Here is a 17,465-nt window from a genome sequence, read left to right on the forward strand (position 1 = left end):
TTTCGATTTTGCCCACATCTCTTACTGTGGGGTGTGCAGCACGTCGTGGCATCGAGCGCAGATCGTGGGGTGGTCCGCAAAGGTTCCCACGGTGTTGGAAAGCACCCAGCAGCGTTCGCATTTTTGTCCTGAAGCCGGTTCCACCAGCACTTTGCAGCCGGAAACCTCCTGGCCGTCCATGGCTTCGACCTGGCCGTCCAAGTTCTCCAGCCGCACTTCGGAAACGATAAAAACCGTTCGCAACAGTTCCGCATCCTGGGCAAAGTCGGGCTGCCACGCTTCAGGCAGGTGCAAGCGCACGCGAGCATCCAAAGAATGGCCGATGGTCTTGGCCTGACGGGCCGCTTCCAGGGCACGGCTCACATCGGCGCGTAAGCGAAGAATTCGCTCCCACCTGGCCTCCAGAGCCTCATCCACAAGGGCTTCTTCCACTTCTGGAAACGCTTCCAAATGCACAGATTCGGCGTGATGCCCGGGAAGATGGGCCCAGGCTTCTTCGGCCGTAAAAGACAAGATGGGCGCCATGAGTTTCAACAAACTCGTGAGAATGCGATACAGGGCCGTCTGGGCCGATCGGCGTTCCACGCTGTCGGGAGGCGCCGTGTAGAGGCGATCCTTGAGAATGTCCAGGTAAAAAGCGCTGAGATCCACCGTGCAGTAGTTGTGCACGGCATGGTAGACGCGATGAAATTCAAAACGGTCGTAGGCGCGCCGCACCTTGCCCACGAGCTTTTGCAGCATGTGCAGCGCGTAGCGATCCAATTCCTGCATGGCAGTCACGCTCACGCCATGCCGCGCCGGATCAAAATCATGCAAATTCCCCAGCAGGAACCTCCAGGTGTTTCGAATACGTCGGTATGTTTCGCTCAGGCGCTGCAGAATATCCTGAGAAATGCGAATATCGTCCCGATAATCTTCGGCGGAAACCCACAGGCGCAAAATTTCTGCGCCGAATTTATTGATGATTTCACCAGGGACAATCACGTTGCCCAAGGACTTGGACATCTTGTAGCCTTGGCCGTCCACCACGAACCCATGGGTCAAGACGGCCTTGTAGGGCGCTCGATCCCGCGTGCCCACCGAGGCCAAAAGTGAGGAATGAAACCAACCGCGGTGCTGGTCACTTCCTTCCAGATAAAGATCGGCGGGGGACCGAAGATACGGGCGCCGTTCTAAAACCGCCGCATGGGACACGCCGGAATCAAACCACACATCCAGAATATCCATCTCCTTGTCAAAGTCCTTGCCGCCGCAGCCCGCACACACGGCTCCATCGGGAAGAAGGTCCTCAACGCTTCTTTCAAACCAGCCGTCCGCCCCTTCCTTTTCAAAGAGGGCCGTGACCTTGTCAAAAACTTCGGGCGTAGCCAAAACCTCACCGCACTGCCGGCACGTGAAGACTGTGATGGGCACTCCCCAGGACCGCTGCCGAGAAATGCACCAGTCGGGCCGGTTTTCGATCATCTGGTAGATTCGGTCTCTGCCCCAGGACGGAACCCACTGCACCTGGTCGATGGCCTGAAGCGCCTTCTTTCGAAGATCATTGCGTTCCATGGAAATGAACCACTGCTCCGTGGCTCGAAAGATGACCGGCTTCTTGCACCGCCAACAATGGGGATAACTGTGGGATACGGTCGTTTCCAGAACCAGCGCGCCCCGTTCCTTGAGCTTGGCGTTCACGGCCGCATTGGCGTCAAAGACGAACTGTCCCCCAAAAAAGGGCACCTCGGCCGTAAAGCATCCGTCATCGTCCACGGGCGAGTACACATCGAGGCCGTAGGCCAGCGCCGTGTCATAGTCTTCTCGGCCGTGTCCCGGGGCCGTATGCACGCAGCCTGTTCCCGCATCCAGGGTCACGTGGGAGCCCAGCACCAGTCGTGACGCTCGATCCAAAAAGGGGTGCCGACACTGAAGCCCTTCCAGTTCGCGGCTGGATAATTCTCGAATCTTTTCGTAGTCTTCAATGCCAAAGGTCTTCATGCATTGTTCGACCAAGCCTTCGGCAAGAATCCATACTTCGTCGCCCACGCGCACCGCCGCATAGGTGAAATCGGGATGCAGGGCTATGGCCAGATTGGCCGGAAGGGTCCAGGGCGTGGTGGTCCAGATGATCACGTGGACGGGAATATCCCGAAAGTCTGCCAAAGCCCGTCGACTCTCGTCGCTCAAGGGAAACTTGACGTAAATGGACGGCGACTCATGGTCGTGGTATTCTACTTCCGCTTCCGCCAAAGCCGTGCGGCAGCTGCAGCACCAGTAGATGGGCTTCTTGCTTCGAACGACGCTTCCCCGTTCAAAAAACCGCCCCAGTTCTCGAGCGATGGTCGCTTCATAATCGAACGACATGGTGAGGTACGGGTTGTCCCATTCGCCCAGGACGCCAAGGCGCTTGAATTCCTGGCGTTGAATGTCGATGAACTTTTCCGCGTAGGCGCGGCAATACCGCCGAATTTCGACTTGGGTCATGGCCTTCTTTCTGGGCCCCAGCTCCTTGTCCACCTGATGCTCGATGGGAAGGCCGTGACAGTCCCAGCCGGGAACATATATGGCGTCGAAACCGCTCATCTGACGGCTTTTGACGATCATGTCTTTGAGGATCTTATTCAGCGCCGTGCCCAGGTGAATGTGGCCGTTGGCGTACGGCGGGCCGTCGTGAAGGATAAACGGGGGCCTGCCGACGGAAACCTGGCGAAGCTTACCGTATAGGTCCATGCGGTCCCATCGGGCGAGCAGTTCAGGTTCGCGCTGAGCAAGGTTCGCTTTCATGGGAAAATCGGTCTTTGGTAGATTGAGCGTCGTCTTGTAATCCATCCCCTTCTCTTCACCCCCCTTACCGCGCCTCTGTTTGCAAGGGAAGAGGCCCTTCGGTACAATGAGGCCGTTTTCTGAAATCCCGACCCGGAAGAATCTCAACTTGTAGCACAGCCCCAATCCAAGTCAAGGCTCCGTTACACCTCAAAACGGCATGACCACCCGTCCATAAAAAAGCCTCCCCCGCCTGGGGGAGGCTTTTGAATTCGCTGTGCGGCGTCTTGGGACGGCGCTCTTGAGGACACCCCTTTTAGTACATGCCGCCCATGCCGCCGCCCATACCGGCGCCCGGCATTTCCGCCTTTTCTTCCTTGGGCAGTTCCGCCACCATGCATTCCGTGGTCAGCATGAGCGAAGCGACGCTGGCCGCGTTTTGCAGCGCGGAGCGGGTCACTTTGGTGGGATCGATGACACCGGCTTCAAAAAGATCGCAGAATTCGCCGGTTTCCGCATTGAAGCCAAAAGCCCCTTCGCCGGCCTTGATCTTTTGCACGATAACGGATCCTTCTTCCCCGGCATTGTTTGCAATCTGACGGGCCGGTTCTTCCAGAGCGCGGCGCACGATGTTGACGCCCTGCTGTTCTTCGCCTTCCAGCTTGAGCTCTTCCAAGGCTTTCAGGCAGCGCAGATAGGCCACCCCACCGCCCGGGACGATGCCTTCTTCGACGGCCGCTCGAGTGGCGTTCAGAGCGTCTTCCACGCGGGCCTTCTTTTCCTTCATTTCCGTTTCGGTGGCCGCGCCGACACTGATCACGGCCACGCCGCCCACGAGCTTGGCCAGCCGTTCCTGCAGCTTTTCGCGATCGTAGTCGCTGGTGGTCTCTTCAATCTGGGTGCGAATCTGGCGCACACGGCCTTCCAGAGCCTTGCGATCCCCGGCGCCGTCGACAATGGTCGTGTTGTCTTTGTCCACACGCACCGTCTTGGCACTGCCCAGATCCTTCAGGCTCACGTTTTCCAGCTTGATGCCCTTTTCTTCACTGATGACCTGGCCGCCCGTCAAAATGGCGATGTCTTCCAGCATGGCCTTGCGCCGATCGCCAAAACCGGGCGCCTTCACGGCACAGACCTGCAGGGTGCCGCGCAGTTTGTTCACCACGAGCGTAGCCAGCGCTTCACCTTCCACATCTTCGGCAATGATCAAAAGAGGCCGACCCATCTTGGCAATCTGTTCCAAAATGGGCAAGAGATCCTTCATGTTACTGATTTTCTTTTCATGGACCAAAATAAGGGGCTCATTGAGGACCACTTCCATCTTTTCCGGGTCGGTGATAAAGTACGGGGAAATGTAGCCGCGGTCAAACTGCATGCCTTCCACCACTTCCAACGTGGTTTCCATGCCTTTGGCTTCTTCCACCGTGATGACCCCTTCCTTGCCCACTTTGTTCATGGCTTCGGCAATGATGTTGCCGATGGTCGGGTCGTTGTTGGCGGAAATGGTGCCCACCTGAGCGATTTCCTTCTGGTCCTTGGTGGGTTTGCTGATCTTTTTCAGCTCATCCACCACCACCTTGACGGCCTTTTCGATGCCGCGTTTCAGGGCCATAGGGTTGGCGCCGGCCGTCACCAGCTTGGACCCTTCAAAATAGATGGACTGCGCCAAAATGGTGGCCGTGGTGGTGCCGTCCCCGGCCACGTCGCTGGTCTTGCTGGCCACTTCCTTGACCATCTGCGCGCCCATGTTTTCGAACTTGTCGGCTAGCTCGATTTCCTTGGCCACCGTGACCCCATCCTTGGTCACCGTGGGACCGCCAAAGGCCTTTTCGATGACCACATTGCGTCCCTTGGGACCCAGGGTCACCTTGACGGCATCCGCCAGCGAATTGACACCCTTGAGCAGGGCTTCTCGAGCCTTGGTATTGTAAACGAGTTGTTTTGCCATCCGAGGAGTCCTCCTTATCTTTTGGCGTTACTTTTCAATGATGGCCAAAATGTCGTCTTCGCGCATGATGAGCAGATCTTCGCCTTCCACCTTCACATCGGTGCCGGCATACTTGCTGAAAAGCACACGGTCCCCCGCCTTCACGTCCAAGGGGCGACGGGAACCGTCTTCCATGAGCTTGCCGTTGCCGACGGCAACAACTTCACCCTGAATGGGCTTTTCCTTGGCCGTGTCGGGAATGATGATGCCACCGGCCGTCCTTTCTTCTTCCTCGATCCTCTTGATGACCACACGATCGTTGAGCGGTCGAAGCTTCATGGAACCATCTCCTTTCCTTATAGAATCAGGGTTTTTTTGAACGATCACACCGAGTCCCTATTAGCACTCATCGAAAACGAGTGCTATATAATCACGGATACCGGTCTTGGCAAGAGGAAAAATTAGGCTTGCGGGAAAAACAGGCGAACGCACATGGGAAAGGCGGCCGATGAACCCACTTCGATGTGGCCGTTGGCCTCTTCCACCAACCGGCAAACGAGGCTCAGCCCCAAACCCAAGTGGCCTTCCTTGGTGGTGAAAAGTGGCTCGAACATCTTCTTGGCCACGTCGCCGGAAACACCTGGGCCGCTATCGGCTACTTTCACCAACACGCCCGAACGGCCATCGTCTCCGGTATGGGGTCGTGCGCCGATATGTACAAGGCCTCCGTTCGGCAGGGCTTCCGCGGCGTTGGCCACCAGGTGCCAGAGGATCTGAAAGAGGTAGCGAGGCACAAGTGTCACTTTCAGGTCATCTGGAACGTCCACATGGACGTGATGCCGACCGCTCAGATGTTTGCTGATGGTCAGAGCGTCCAGGACGTGGCGCACCGTTTCACCGACGGCCACGGGTTCGGGCTTTTCCGACGCTTTGCCTTCTCGAGCAATCCATAGAAAGCGGCTCACCAGCAAGTTCAACCGGTCGATTTCTCGAACCAAAATATCCTGAAGGCGCCGCGAAGTCTCGTCTTCCTGCGGTTGTGCGGCCATCATCTGGGCCACGCCGCTGACGGCCGCCAAAGGATTTTTGATGTCATGCACGATTTCCCCGGCCATCTTACCGGCAAAAGCGAGTTGTTCCAAACGCCGCATGCGTTCTTGCAGAGCCTTGATGTGGGTCTGGTCCTGAAACACAATGATTCGGTCTTGGGCTTGGGGGGTGGTTTTCAAAGGCGAGATCGTGACCACAAAGGACCTTTTTTCTCCTGCTGCACTCTCCTGCACGATTTCCAACACATGAGAAGCCTCGAAAGAAAGCCCTTCCCGCCCTTCGATCGCATTCAAACGGCCGGTAGGCCGCCTCTTTGAAAGCTGTGGGCGCGCTGCACGGTTCGATGCCGCTTCGCGGCGTGGTCCGCTTAAAGAATTGCTTTGAGCAGGGCCATAAGATCGTTCCTGAACACGGACCTCCCCGGAGAACAATCTTTGGGCCCCAGCCTCAGACAACGGCCCATCACACGATGAATCCTCTTCGCCCCACGGGGTCGCTTCTTTGGGCTGAAAACCTTCCGGCATCTGGAGTCCCAGTGCGGGAAACACGCATTCAAGGGGTTGTCCTTCCAGAGTGCGAGCGTCCGTTTGCAAAAGGTTTAGCGCCGCTCGATTGGCATAGGTGATGATGCCGTGCGCATCCGTGGTCATGAGTCCGGCACCTAGGCTTTCCACCAATTGCCGGTAAAAGGATTCCAGACGTTCCATGTCCCGGCTCTTCTGGGCAGAAAGCCGCGCCCATTTTTGAAGTTCCGTCGCCAAATACCCACTGATAAACGCCACGAGAAAGAACGCCGCGGTCATGACCACCAAGGTATAAAAATACACTTCGCTGGAATCAGACGCCGCTGTTCGGCCCATGAATGGCAAAGGGTTCACCCATCGAAAGTACTGCAGGTCGAGTAGGGCTCCGTAGGCAATGGTTGAAGCCGCGGCCACCAGCAGGCTTCCTCGGCGTTGAAACAAGACCGCCGCCGCCATGATCACGGCCATGAAAAGGAAAGGAAAGGGACTGGTCACGCCTCCGGTGAGGTAAATAAGGAAGGTGACGGCCAGAATGTCAAAGGCAAATTGGCCCGCCGCGAAAAGTCCGTGGCGACGCACCATGGGCAGGACACAGGCGCTCAAAAGGGTGACCGAAAAAAGCACGGCCGCATAGGCGTAAAGCGGGTTCAGGACCGGTTCGGAAATGTCCTGAGACAAGCGAAGCTGAAAAAGGAAAGTCACCGCCAAAAGAAAGACGGCGGCCAGAAGCCGCAGCACAAGGTGCATGTGCACCTTGCGTTGAAAGGCAGCACCTTCTTCGGCACCCCATGGAGCGCTCGAAGCCTTCGTCATGGTGGGACTCTTTTTTCTTGAAATCACGTGCCTCGAGAAACCACGTCCGCCAACTGAAAAATGGGCATGTACATGGCCACCAAAAGCCCGCCGATGGTGACCCCCAGAAAGACGATGAGCATGGGTTCCAGAAGAGATGTCAAGGCTTCCACGGTGGCGTCCACTTCTTCATCATAGAAGTCGGCCACCTTGGACAGCATGCTGTCCAGAGCCCCCGTGGCTTCACCAACGGAAACCATGTGGACGACCATGGGAGGGAAGATGCCGCTCTCCGCAAGGGGTTCCGAAAGGGTTCGGCCTTGAGACACGGCCTGCTTGGCCTCTCGAATGGCCTTTTCGATCACAGCATTGCCGGCCGTTGCCGCCACCAGTTCCATGCTTTCCAGGATGGGTACCCCGCTTCCGAGCATGGTTCCCAAGGTGCGGGTCACACGAGCCAGAGCGACCTTCTTGATGAGAAGGCCGAAGACGGGGACCTTAAGAAAGAGGCGGTCGGTAACATCTCGTCCGCGCCGCGTTTTGCGAAAGCGCGCAAAAAGAACGCCGAGCACGACCAGGCCAAGGATCATCCAATGGAAGTAATTTTTGGCGAAATCGCTCACGTTCATGACCACCAGGGTCAAGGCAGGCAAGCTGACGCCGGCATCTCGAAAGAGGCCGGCAAAGACGGGAATGACGTAAACGAGAATGACGGCAATAACGATGACGGCAATGGCCACCACGATGGCCGGATACGTCATGGCGCCTCGAACCTTCTTCTTCAGTGAGGCGACCTTTTCCAGGTAGGCGGCAAGGCGGGTCAGGGTCACATCCAAAATGCCACCCGCTTCCCCCGCCGCCACCAGGTTCACAAAAAGTTGGTCGAAAACTTTGGGGTGCTTACGCAAGGCTTCGGAAAAGGTAGCTCCCTCTTCCACGTCCTTTTTGAGCGCACGAAGGACTTTCCGAAAAGCCTTGTTTTCCGTTTGATCCCGAAGAATTTCCAAACATTGAATGATGGGCAGACCGGCATCGATCATGGTGGAAAACTGACGCGTAAAAAGCACCAAGTCCTTTTCTTTCACCTTTTCCTGAAGAACGGGAATGTATTCCAAAAGATCTTTGGGTTTGGGCTTGAGAGCCTTAAGCGAAAGGCCCTGGCGCTCCAATAGTTGGCGGGCAATGGTGAGATTATCTGCTTCTATTTCTCCTCGCACCTTCTGCCCTTTGCGGTTGATTCCTTTGTAGATGAATTCCGGCATGTTAGACTCCCTTAATCCCTTACCGTCGCTCGAAGCACTTCTTCCACCGAAGTGATGCCTTGCTTGAGCTTGTTAATGGCGCTTTGGCGCAGTGTGAGCATGCCCAGTCGAATGGCTTCCCGCTTGATTTCCGAAGCCGAGGCTCCCACCAGCACCAGATCTCGAATCTCATCCGTCATGGGCATGACCTCATAGAGGGCGATGCGGCCCCGATACCCCGTATTGGAACAGGCCGGGCAGCCTCGACCGCGATAGCACGTAAAAGTTCCCACATCCTCTTGCCGCACTCCGAGATCCACCAGGGTTTCCAAAGGTAAGTCTTCCGCAATGCGACATTCGGGGCACACGCGGCGAGCCAGCCGCTGAGCCAATACTAGGTTGACCGCGGACGCCACCAAAAAGGGTTCGATGCCCATGTTGAGCAACCGGTTCACGGTGCTGGGAGCATCATTGGTGTGCAGCGTGCTCAACACCAAGTGCCCCGTCAGGGCCGCCTTGATGGCGGTTTCGGCCGTTTCGAAATCCCGAATCTCGCCCACCATGATGATGTCCGGGTCCTGACGCAGAAAAGAGCGCAAGGCCGCCGCAAAGGTGAGCCCAATGGCCTCATGGACCTGCACTTGATTAATGCCGGGTAGGCTGAATTCCACCGGGTCTTCTGCCGTGGAAATGTTGTGGCTGATCTTGTTCAATTCAGAAAGGGCGCTGTAAAGTGTGGTCGTTTTTCCGCTGCCCGTCGGGCCGGTGACCAAAACCATGCCGTATGGCCGGTAGATGGCCTCCCGAAACAGATCCAGCTGCTTAGGTTCAAAACCCAGTTTGGTCATGTCCAACTGCAAATTGGACTTATCCAGGAGGCGCAGCACCACCTTTTCTCCAAAAAGGGTCGGCAGCACGGAAACGCGAAATTCCATCTCGCCGCTCTTGCTCTTGAGCTTGATGCGGCCATCTTGCGGAAGCCTGCGTTCCGCGATATCCAAGCGGCTCATGATCTTGAGTCGGGAGATGATGGCGTTGCGAAGCTGGTAAGGCGGCCGCATGACTTCGTAAAGCACCCCGTCGATGCGGTAACGCACCCTCATGACCTTTTCGTAACATTCCACGTGAATATCGCTGGCCTTTTTGCGAATGGCGTCCAGGAGAATGAGATTAACCAGCTTGACCACCGGCGCTTCTCCGGCCGCATTTTCCAAATGCACCAGGTCGATTTCCGGGGACTCCTCCATCACCTCTGCGTCCGCTTCTTCGCGGATCATGCCCATGACGGCTTCGAGATTCTCTTCTGTTCCGGCCGCCTGCACCGATTCCAAGGCCTTCTTAATCAGGCTTTCCGGAGCCACATGGACTCGAATGTTCTTTTGCGTGATAAAGCGAAGGTCGTCGATGGCGAAAAGGTTGCCCGGGTCGGATACGGCCACATGCAGGGTGCTTCCAACGACCCCCAGAGGAAAGACATGGTACTTCTGCATGACCTGAGGAGAAACGATCTCCAGGGCTTGCTTGGAAGCAGTCAGGCGAGCCGGATTGACCATGGGAACACGAAACTGCTTGGCCAGAAACTCGCTCAGAATCTTTTCGTCGATCACACCCTGCCGAATGAGAATGGTTCCCAACCGATCCCCGTTGCGGCTCTGCTCTTGCAAAGCACGCTCCAGGTCCTTTGGCGCAATCAGTCCGGCATCCAGCAACAATTGGCCGATTTTGCTTCTCTTCAAGGAAGGCCGATCTAAGCCTTTTTCCTGTGTACCCATCCCCGTCATCATAGGTGCTCGGCTACCCGCTCCTCAAGCTGTTCTTCATCCACAAGTCTCTTTCAGAACATCGCCTTTTTGCCCAAAAACTTTAACCCCTTTTTTCATCGCCGCCTCGAGGCCATTTTTTCAATGGGAAAAAAGATAGAAAAACAAATTAGTTACACATCTTTTCGGGCCAGAAAACATTTTTCTTTTGATGCAAAAAACGGTGTGTATTTGGCTTGACAGCCGGAATTTCGTGAGTACTATGACGCCGATTTTTTGGGGCAAACCATAAGAAAACGCGGAGGTGATCGCCATGATTTGTCAAACGGTGAAGGCGGGTTTGGACTGCGCCTTCATGACCAAGACCGGCTGCGGGTACAATGGGGGCTCTTGCCATCAGGTGGTGGAACAGTGCGAAGGATGCCAGCGGGTCGTTGAGGTCCCGGCGGGGCGTTTCTGTGCCAGTTATCCCAATCCCCACATCAAGTGGAAGACGGGGCACTGCAACTTTGCAACCCATGTCAAGGCGCCCGTGACCTCACAGCAGGCAAAGATCAACCCCTTGAAGGCTTCCAAGCGGGCGTCCAAATCCAAGTAAGTCGCACCATCCTTCAGGATGGCACAGAGAGCCGCCCTCATGCTTACGATGCCTGAGCTTCGGCTCTCTTTTTTTATCTTCTCTCGCCTTGACGAGGCGTCCGCCTCGTTTCCCTAAAACCTCTTCCGAATGATTCCCATTGACTTGCTTCTTCCATGTCGTTATGTGAAAAACTCTTTCGGCAGCGTCCTGAAGCGTGTCCGAGAATTCATGAGAAATTCGGGCGCGGCCGCTTCGTGATTGTTGTCATGCAAAAAACAGCCTTTCATGTCCATGATTTTCTAACGTAGGGTTCAAGGAAAGGTTCGCGACGTCGTGGCAGCACAAATTCTTACCGGAAACCAAACAGCAGCCTTGGCAGCAAAATTGTGCCGAGTTCAGGTGGTCGCCGCCTATCCCATCACGCCCCAGTCCAAGATTCCCGAGGTGCTTTCCGAGTATGTGGAAAGGGGCGAGCTGCAGGCGGAATTCGTTCGCGTGGAAAGTGAACATTCCGCCATGGGGGTCTGTATTTCCGCCTCCCTCGTGGGCGCCCGCGCCTTTACCGCAACGGCCGCCAATGGACTGGCCTACATGCATGAACAGCTTCACTGGGCCGCGGGAGCGCGCGTGCCCATTGTCATGCCGGTCACCAACAGAGGACTGGGCGCCCCATGGACCATTTTGAACGACATGCAGGACAGCATCGCTCAAAGGGACACGGGCTGGATGCAGCTTTATTGCCAGAACAATCAGGAAATCCTCGACCAAATTATCCTCGGCTACAAGGTTGCGGAACGGCTCCTCGTGCCGGTGATGGTCTGTTTTGACGGATTTCGCCTCTCCCACACCATGATGCCTGTGGATGTGCCCGACCAAGAGGCCGTGGATGCCTTTCTGCCGCCTTTTACCCCACCATATCAGTTGGATCCCGAACGGCCAATCAACATCAATCCGGTGGTCATGACGGATCCCCTTCCGGGGTCTGACGGCCGCCTACACCCAGGGTACATGGGCATTCGTCGACGCCTTCAAGAGGCCTTGGAGTCGGCTGTGGACGTCATAGCGGAAGAGGGTCGAATCTTTGGGGAGCGCTTCGGCCGAAGCTACGAGCACCCCATCATTGAATACCAATTGGACGATGCCGAGATCGTTTTTGTCACCATGGGTTCTTTGGGCAGTGAGGCTTCTGAGGCCTGTGATCTTCTGCGGGAACAGGGCATCAGGGCGGGTGTGGCCAGCCTTCGTGTCTTTCGACCGTTTCCCAAGCAGGCCGTTCGGGATTCTCTTTGCCGGGCACCACGGCTGGCTGTGGTGGAAAAAGCGATCAGTTACGGCCTGGAAGGCGCTTTGGCGACGGAAATCAAGGCGGCGCTCTACGGTTTGAACGACAGGCAGCCCATCGTCGCCAATTACATCGTCGGTCTTGGAGGCAAGGACGTCAAACCGTCAGACCTTTGCGACATCGCGCGCCAGGCCTTGACGTTCGGCCGCCATGAGGACGCACCATCCCATGCCATTTGGTTTTCCAATGAAATTTAACGAACAAGGACGGATTATGCCCACCGCATTGATGGATCTTCCCGAAAAAGAATACATTCTGCCCGGCACACGAACCTGCGCCGGATGCGGCCTTCCCATCGCCTACCGCCACATCCTCAAGGCCTTGGGTCCCAAGACCATTGTGACCCTGCCGGCCTGTTGCCTCACCATTTTGCACGGCATGTACCCCAAGACGCCGGTGCTCGTGAATGCCGTCAACAACGTCTTTGGGGGGACCGCCGCTTCGGCTTCTGGACTAGCCGCCGGCCTGAAAGCTTTGGGCAAAGACGACTATGTGGTCCTGGCCATGGCTGGAGACGGGGGCACGTTCGACATGGGCATTCAAGCGCTCAGCGGCGCCGCAGAACGCCAAACCAACTTTATCTACGTCTGCTACGACAATGAAGCCTACATGAACACGGGTGTGCAGCGTTCCAGTGCCACGCCGTCCGGAGCCATCACGACGACGACTCCGGTGCGCCCCAAGGAACAGCCGAAAAAAGATTTCATTCAAATCATGGAAGCCCATCACCCGGCATACCTGGCCACCACGTGCTCGTCCTACCCCATGGACCTCTATGACAAATTTTCCAAGGCTCGCCACATTCAGGGAACGCGCTTCATTCACCTGACCGTCCCCTGCCCTGCGGGCTGGGGCTTTCCCACGCGGGAAACCATCAAAATTGGTCGACTGGCCGTCGAAACCGGCGTGATCGTCCTCTACGAAGTGGAAAACGGTGTGTTTCGCCTCACGGGAAAGAGCCTGAGTTTGGCCAAGACACGACGCAAACGCCCCGTGGAAGATTACCTTAAGAGGCAGGCGCGCTTTAAGAAAATGACGCCCGAACAGATGGAGGCGTTTCAGAAAGAGGTGGATGCGCGATGGGAAACCCTTCTCGCTCGGGCCGGTTTCTAGCAGCCCGGACGAGAACGCCCATCTTGCATCCTCCACCAGCCATCCATCATCCCCACTAAAGGGAGAAAACACAGCGACCGCGCGGTTAAAGACACCAGCCTGTGCGGGGGTGGCGGTTTTAAGCCTGCTCGGAAGGCCTCGAGCCATGAGTCCGAAAAGGCCGTGTGTGGGCGAGGCGCACGTCGCAAAAACCCACGCCGGCATCTTTTTTCCCTTTCCCTCAACACCCCCTTGACTTTCCTGCCGTCATCGATGTTTTGTAGTGAAAGAGTAGAAAATTGGTCCGATTGGAAGTGGATCATGAAATTTGTGAAAAATTGTCGTGCGGATGCCACGAAGGATGTGGCGGAAGCTCCGGTAGGTCTGCCCATGAAAAAACGACATTGTTCCAATTTGGGAGCGGAGTCTCCGGCCTTGGCCATTAAGAACTATGAAGAGGGTCACGCGGATTCAGAGGCCGACATCGCTCGGCCTGCGGCTTCTCGCCCGAATGACGGCTTCCGTTGCGACACGGAAACGCCCAGCCCGGTCTCGGTCTGCATGGAGTGCGACAACGATTCGGGCTGCGAATGGCCGGCGGTAGGGAGTCAACAAACACCGTGACAACGAAGCGATCGGCAGACAGCTTACCCCGAGTGGTGTCTTTGGCCGTGAGCCGAAAAAAGGGCACACGCAAGATCTGCGTACCAGAGGTTGTTTTGGTCGCCGAGAAAGGTATTGCTGGGGATGCCCATGCAGGTCCCGGCGATCGGCAGGTCAGTTTTCTTGCTTCGGAGAGCATTCAAAGGCTCTGCGCGCAAGGCCTACAGGTGGACTTTGGCGATTTTGCCGAAAACATAGCCACCGAGGGTGTGGACTGGCTCTCCGTGCCCATAGGGACCCGCTTTGCGCTGGGCAAGGAAGCGGTGGTCGAGGTCCGTCGCATCGGCAAGGAATGCCATGGGAAGTGCGCCATTTTCTACCAGGCGGGCAATTGCATCATGCCCCGAGAAGGGGTGTTTGCCCGCGTCATTCAAGGTGGGCGCGTTCGGGTAGGCGATGTGATTCGCCGCGTGGATGCGTGAATGCAGCTGCATTGAAGCACCCTTAATCCAAAAAAACAAAAGGGGGAGGCAAAAACCATGAAGCCTTTCGGCCCCATTTCCAGCCGCCAGCAAGCACTCAAGACGGCCGAGTTCATTTGGTCTCGGCCACAAGATCCCCTGCTGCGCTCTCTTCCCCTTGATGAGGTTCGGTTCCTCGAAGGAGGTGCCGTGGAAATTGCCGGCGAGCTGTACCCGGCCCATCGCGCGGTGAGAGCCCTTGCCGACCACATCTGGGAACATCGCCGCCTTTGGCGGGACGCCGCCAAGAGGGCCATTTTGGGGGATGAGGTTATTGACTGCGGGTGCTGAAGGTGAACCTACACGCAGGGACCGTCATGCCGATTTACCAAGGGGTTCCGGCAGACTTTTTCGGCTGTCTCTTGTCAAAGATTCTTCAGATCGATTAAGCCCGTTCGAGAAGCAGATTGGCCACGGCGACGGACGCCGGTGCTTGACCTTCACCGTGGGCCGATTTTGTGAAATGAGGCGCAGTACCCTTACTCGGCGCCGCCAAGGGCTGGTTTATCGGGGGGCTGAATAGAGGCCTTTTCGTGAAGCGGGGCCTTCGGCCGTCCCAACAGAACCGCCTCTGGCCGTCCGCAGGCGCGCCGACCAGCACGCAAGCCGGTCTTTCGGAACACGGCCGTGCGGCCGGCTTCAAACCCAACGCATGAGGATACTTCCCCAGGTAAATCCCGCCCCAAAGGCGGACATGACGAGGTAGTCGCCCTTCTCCAAAAGGTTTTTTTCGACGACGGCTTCGTACAGGCACAGGGGAATGGTGGCGCCGGTGGTGTTGGCGAAGCGATCAATGTTGATGATGACCCGATCCATGTCGAGCCCCATGCGGTTGGCGCAGGCTTCGATGATGCGCAAATTGGCCTGATGGGGAATGAAGACCTTGACGTCTTTTCCGGAAAGGCCGTTGCGTTCAAGGATTTTGACGGACACATTCGCCATCTCTGTGACGGCGAACTTAAAGACCTTTTTCCCTTCTTGGTACACATAGTGCTCTCGAGCTCTGACCGTTTCTTCACTGGCGGGACGACGGCTTCCCCCTGCTTTCATGTGCAGATGGGGTTCTCCGACGCCGTCGATCCTTTGAATAAAATCTAAAACCCCATAGCCCTCTTCATCACAGGGTTCCAGGAGCACCGCACCGGCGGCGTCGCCAAACAGGACACAGGTGTTTCGATCCGTATAATCGATGATGCTGCTCATGACATCGGCGCCGATGGCCAGGACTTTGTCGTACCGGCCCGACTCGATCATCTGCACCCCTGTCGTCATGGAAAAAATGAAGCCCGAGCAGCCCGCGGAAAGGTCAAATCCCCACGCCTTGTCTGCCCCAATGGCCCGTTGCACCAAACAGGCCGTGGAGGGAAAGAACATGTCGGGCGTGACGGTCCCTACGATGATCGCATCCACCTCGGCGGCCGAAACCCCGGCGCGATCCAAGCACTCCCGGGCAGCTCGAGCGGCCATGTAGGAACACCCTAAGCCGGGTTCCAGGATACGCCGTTCCCGAATGCCCGTTCGCGTCACGATCCATTCATCGGTGGTGTCCACCATTTTTTCCAAATCTTCGTTGGTCAGTTTCCGTTCGGGAAGAAAGCGTCCCACGGAACGGATCCGCACCCGACGTCGGCTCATGGCTCATCCTTTCACATCACGCCTTTGTAGTATCCCCCGTCGATGTGGATGGACGCTCCCGTGATGTACCCGGCGTGTTCCGACGCGAGAAAGGCCACGAGGGCCGCAAATTCTTCGGGAGTACCCAAACGACCCATGGGAATGGTGGCACGCCATCGATCGATGACCGCCTCCGGCGTGGTTCCTTCCTTTTGGGCTGTCACCACGGCCAGGCTACGCACCCTCTCGGTGAGTGTGTAGCCGGGACAGACGTTGTTCACCGTGATGTTGTAGGGGGCCAATTCGTTGGATAAGGTTTTGGCCAAGCCCACCACCCCGGATCGAATGGTGTTGGAGAGAATCAGGCCGTCAATGGGCTGTTTGACCGAAACCGAGGTCATGTTGATAATGCGGCCCCAACGCTTCTCCATCATGACCGGCACGGCTTCCCGTGTCATGACGATGGTGCTCAGGAGATTTAAGCGAAACCCGAAATGCCACAAATCCTCATCGATTTCGAGAAAGCTCTTGGCAGGCGGCCCCCCGGCATTGTTAACCAAAATATCCACGGTGCCGAAATGGTCAAGGCCCTGGCGAATAAAGTGACGAGCCTGTTCGGAAACGGTCACGTCGGCTGGAATCCCGATGACCTCGCTTCCCGTTGCCGCCGTAATCTCTTCCACCGCCTTAGGAAGTTCAGGATCGTCTAACCCGCAAATGGCCACTTTGGCCCCTTCCCGGCACAATGCCATGGCCACAGCCTTTCCCAATCCCTGACTGGCTCCAGCCACAAAAGCCACCTTGCCATTAAGCCCCAGATCCATAAGCCCTCCTTTGCTTGAACTCCACGGCTGTCTTCGGCTCACCAACACCCCGTATGCAACCGAAGCATGGCCGGAGTATAGCCGCCGATTTTCTGGTAGATGAAAAAAGGGGGCATCACTTGAAGTTCCTGCCCGCTGCCCTTGCCACATTCCATATGCACAAGCTTCGCCGGCGCGTCGTGGTGCGAATGGATGAGGGTCAGCCGCTTTGGGCGCAGTCCGGCTTGCATGGAGGCCATCACCAAATCGTCCAGCCGAGATGCCGGATAAATCACGGCCAAACGTCCTCCTTTTCGTAGAAGGTAGGATGCAGACTGCAACATATCCTGCACCGCGCCGCATATCTCGTGCCGAGCCATCGCCTTTTGGAGGTTCGGATTCATTCTTCCCGAACGAAGCCGGCGATAGGGAGGATTGGAGACCACAAGGTCAAATCCTTCCGGTGGAAAAACCTCTTGCACGTCCTTCCAGTCCATGCACAGAATACGCACGCGGTCGGCCAATCCGTTAATTTCCGCGTTTTTCACGGCCAAGGCCGCCAAATGTTTCTGAATTTCCACACCCACCCATTGCGATCCAGCCTGCCGCATCGCTAAGGCCAACAGCACCACGCCGCACCCTGTTCCCAATTCCATGATGCGATCCGTGGCCCTAACGCGGGTTAGCCCTGCCAGGAGCACCGCATCAATGGAAAACCGATAGCCCCGCCGGTCCTGGTAAAGGGACAAATTCCCCTGAAAGAGGCGGTCACAGGTGACGGCATCCCCGTCGTTCACACCTCCATCAAGGTTCACCTCTCCTCGGGCAACCAACATAGAACCAGGCATGATCACGACCTCACACCCATCTC

General features: G+C 56.7%; 15 protein-coding genes. 6 read left to right on the forward strand and 9 right to left on the reverse strand.

The features are described 5' to 3' along the window. Positions 1–21: 21 nt before the first annotated feature. The 6 genes from ileS to pilB form a co-directional block, all read right to left on the reverse strand. Positions 22–2,811, reverse strand: a complete 2,790-nt coding sequence (ileS, locus tag EDC27_RS05715) for an isoleucine--tRNA ligase (RefSeq protein WP_123289632.1) — start codon at positions 2,809–2,811, stop codon at positions 22–24. 250 nt (positions 2,812–3,061) lie between these two features. Then, positions 3,062–4,693 (reverse strand): chaperonin GroEL, encoded by a 1,632-nt coding sequence (gene groL, locus EDC27_RS05720; RefSeq protein ID WP_123289633.1) that lies wholly within the window; start codon positions 4,691–4,693, stop codon positions 3,062–3,064. 27 nt (positions 4,694–4,720) lie between these two features. Continuing rightward, positions 4,721–5,011: a co-chaperone GroES gene (gene groES / locus EDC27_RS05725; RefSeq protein ID WP_123289634.1), complete on the reverse strand. Its 291-nt coding sequence runs from the start codon at positions 5,009–5,011 to the stop codon at positions 4,721–4,723. 122 nt (positions 5,012–5,133) lie between these two features. Beyond that, complete coding sequence (locus EDC27_RS05730; RefSeq protein WP_123289635.1) at positions 5,134–7,059, reverse strand: two-component system sensor histidine kinase NtrB; 1,926 nt, start codon at positions 7,057–7,059, stop codon at positions 5,134–5,136. 23 nt (positions 7,060–7,082) lie between these two features. After that, positions 7,083–8,300: a type II secretion system F family protein gene (locus EDC27_RS05735; protein ID WP_123289636.1), complete on the reverse strand. Its 1,218-nt coding sequence runs from the start codon at positions 8,298–8,300 to the stop codon at positions 7,083–7,085. An 11-nt stretch (positions 8,301–8,311) separates the two neighbouring features. After that, positions 8,312–10,015, reverse strand: coding sequence for a type IV-A pilus assembly ATPase PilB (gene pilB, locus EDC27_RS05740; protein ID WP_123289694.1), 1,704 nt, complete (start codon positions 10,013–10,015; stop codon positions 8,312–8,314). A 337-nt stretch (positions 10,016–10,352) separates the two neighbouring features. On the opposite strand from pilB, the gene EDC27_RS05745 reads away from it, so the two are divergent. The 6 genes from EDC27_RS05745 (at position 10,353) to EDC27_RS05765 (ending at position 14,468) form a co-directional block, all read left to right on the forward strand. Beyond that, complete coding sequence (locus tag EDC27_RS05745) at positions 10,353–10,637, forward strand: PxxKW family cysteine-rich protein (RefSeq protein ID WP_123289695.1); 285 nt, start codon at positions 10,353–10,355, stop codon at positions 10,635–10,637. A gap of 315 nt (positions 10,638–10,952) precedes the next feature. After that, positions 10,953–12,158 (forward strand): transketolase C-terminal domain-containing protein, encoded by a 1,206-nt coding sequence (locus EDC27_RS05750; protein ID WP_123289637.1) that lies wholly within the window; start codon positions 10,953–10,955, stop codon positions 12,156–12,158. A gap of 16 nt (positions 12,159–12,174) precedes the next feature. Continuing rightward, positions 12,175–13,074: a thiamine pyrophosphate-dependent enzyme gene (locus EDC27_RS05755; protein ID WP_245994282.1), complete on the forward strand. Its 900-nt coding sequence runs from the start codon at positions 12,175–12,177 to the stop codon at positions 13,072–13,074. A gap of 300 nt (positions 13,075–13,374) precedes the next feature. Further along, the gene (locus EDC27_RS15775; RefSeq protein ID WP_148045691.1) at positions 13,375–13,677 is read left to right on the forward strand and encodes an iron-sulfur cluster assembly scaffold protein; all 303 of its coding nucleotides are present in this window, start codon (positions 13,375–13,377) and stop codon (positions 13,675–13,677) included. Next, positions 13,674–14,138: an MOSC domain-containing protein gene (locus tag EDC27_RS05760; RefSeq protein WP_211334780.1), complete on the forward strand. Its 465-nt coding sequence runs from the start codon at positions 13,674–13,676 to the stop codon at positions 14,136–14,138. Before EDC27_RS15775 ends, EDC27_RS05760 begins: the two co-directional genes overlap by 4 nt. 57 nt (positions 14,139–14,195) lie before the next feature. Next, on the forward strand, positions 14,196–14,468 hold the full coding sequence (locus EDC27_RS05765; protein ID WP_123289639.1) for a hypothetical protein: 273 nt from the start codon (positions 14,196–14,198) through the stop codon (positions 14,466–14,468). 348 nt (positions 14,469–14,816) lie between these two features. On the opposite strand, the gene EDC27_RS05770 is transcribed toward EDC27_RS05765, so the two are convergent. The 3 genes from EDC27_RS05770 to EDC27_RS05780 are packed head-to-tail and all read right to left on the reverse strand — an operon-like array spanning position 14,817 to position 17,409. Beyond that, complete coding sequence (locus EDC27_RS05770) at positions 14,817–15,812, reverse strand: beta-ketoacyl-ACP synthase III (RefSeq protein WP_123289640.1); 996 nt, start codon at positions 15,810–15,812, stop codon at positions 14,817–14,819. Positions 15,813–15,823: 11 nt separating this feature from the next. Next, a complete protein-coding gene (locus EDC27_RS05775) occupies positions 15,824–16,615 on the reverse strand; it encodes an SDR family oxidoreductase (RefSeq protein WP_123289641.1) in 792 nt (263 codons plus the stop codon). Positions 16,616–16,653: 38 nt separating this feature from the next. Beyond that, positions 16,654–17,409, reverse strand: a complete 756-nt coding sequence (locus EDC27_RS05780; RefSeq protein WP_170161633.1) for a tRNA1(Val) (adenine(37)-N6)-methyltransferase — start codon at positions 17,407–17,409, stop codon at positions 16,654–16,656. Between the last annotated feature and the right edge of the window lie 56 nt (positions 17,410–17,465).

Origin of the sequence: Desulfosoma caldarium (genome assembly GCF_003751385.1) — a bacterium.
GTDB lineage: Bacteria > Desulfobacterota > Syntrophobacteria > Syntrophobacterales > DSM-9756 > Desulfosoma > Desulfosoma caldarium.

Excerpts from the sequence above, each read along its gene's own strand:
- EDC27_RS05755 (WP_245994282.1), top strand. The coding sequence starts at position 12,175 with ATGCCCACCGCATTGATGGATCTTCCCGAAAAAGAATACATTCTGCCC.
- EDC27_RS05765 (WP_123289639.1), top strand. The coding sequence starts at position 14,196 with ATGAAGCCTTTCGGCCCCATTTCCAGCCGCCAGCAAGCACTCAAGACG.
- EDC27_RS05770 (WP_123289640.1), bottom strand. The coding sequence starts at position 15,812 with ATGAGCCGACGTCGGGTGCGGATCCGTTCCGTGGGACGCTTTCTTCCC.
- EDC27_RS05735 (WP_123289636.1), bottom strand. The coding sequence starts at position 8,300 with ATGCCGGAATTCATCTACAAAGGAATCAACCGCAAAGGGCAGAAGGTG.
- EDC27_RS05745 (WP_123289695.1), top strand. The coding sequence starts at position 10,353 with ATGATTTGTCAAACGGTGAAGGCGGGTTTGGACTGCGCCTTCATGACC.
- EDC27_RS15775 (WP_148045691.1), top strand. The coding sequence starts at position 13,375 with ATGAAATTTGTGAAAAATTGTCGTGCGGATGCCACGAAGGATGTGGCG.
- groL (WP_123289633.1), bottom strand. The coding sequence starts at position 4,693 with ATGGCAAAACAACTCGTTTACAATACCAAGGCTCGAGAAGCCCTGCTC.
- groES (WP_123289634.1), bottom strand. The coding sequence starts at position 5,011 with ATGAAGCTTCGACCGCTCAACGATCGTGTGGTCATCAAGAGGATCGAG.
- EDC27_RS05775 (WP_123289641.1), bottom strand. The coding sequence starts at position 16,615 with ATGGATCTGGGGCTTAATGGCAAGGTGGCTTTTGTGGCTGGAGCCAGT.
- EDC27_RS05730 (WP_123289635.1), bottom strand. The coding sequence starts at position 7,059 with ATGACGAAGGCTTCGAGCGCTCCATGGGGTGCCGAAGAAGGTGCTGCC.
- ileS (WP_123289632.1), bottom strand. The coding sequence starts at position 2,811 with ATGGATTACAAGACGACGCTCAATCTACCAAAGACCGATTTTCCCATG.